This is a genomic window from Marinococcus halophilus, from assembly GCF_002265875.1.
GTDB classification, from domain to species: domain Bacteria; phylum Bacillota; class Bacilli; order Bacillales; family Marinococcaceae; genus Marinococcus; species Marinococcus halophilus.
Genome location: NZ_NPFA01000052.1, coordinates 1 through 695, shown reverse-complemented (window position 1 = coordinate 695; position 695 = coordinate 1). Strand labels below are relative to the sequence as shown.

The window sequence follows — 695 nt, the reverse complement described above, 5'->3', positions numbered from 1 at the left end:
TGACAGCTGGTACGCATCGGAAAAACTGATCCGTACCGTCCGGGACCGGGGCTGGCATTTTATCGGTGCCATTAAAAGCAACCGGGTGCTCGAGACGGACCCCATGCCGCTACCAGCCAGAGACTGGGCCCAACGGGCCCGGCAGGTGGAAAAGCCGGACCTTGTGACCGTCCGGAGTACCACCTATGAAATGGTTCGGTTTCAGGGGCGGTTGAAAGGTGGCCTTTCAGGCGTGGTCGTTGCTTCCCGGGCTTCTGCTTCCCACGAAGCATACCGGTTTTTCTTTTCCACCGATCCCTCCATGACAGCTGGGGAGGTCTTATCCTGGTACCAGCACCGGTGGGCGATTGAAACCTTTTTCCAGGAAGCCAAGGGCAAGCTGTCGATGGGCGGGTACCGGCTGCGGAGCGCCCCGGCCATCCGACGCTACCTGCTTCTCCTCCAAACCGCCTGGCTGCTGCTTGCCTGGGCATTTGCGGGCACCATCAGTGAAGCCTTTCATGCCAGTCATCAGGATCACCGGCGGCGAGAGATTGCGGATATTTATCAGCGCGCCCAGGCGGGCGCGACCCTGGAAAGCGTGTATGACGCTTACCGCGTGGCCTGACCCGCAAAGCCATCGGTTGGATGATATTGTCGATGATTTCCAATATTTAAATCCATGACCAACAATTGTTTTCAAAACTGCAACATAA

General features: G+C 57.4%; 1 protein-coding gene. It reads left to right on the top strand.

Annotated elements, in window-relative coordinates; all coding sequences use genetic code 11:
- Positions 1–607 (top strand): transposase (locus tag CHL76_RS16700; RefSeq protein WP_143747488.1); only part of this gene is annotated, 607 nt, incomplete at its 5' end.
- Positions 608–695 lie beyond the last annotated feature (88 nt).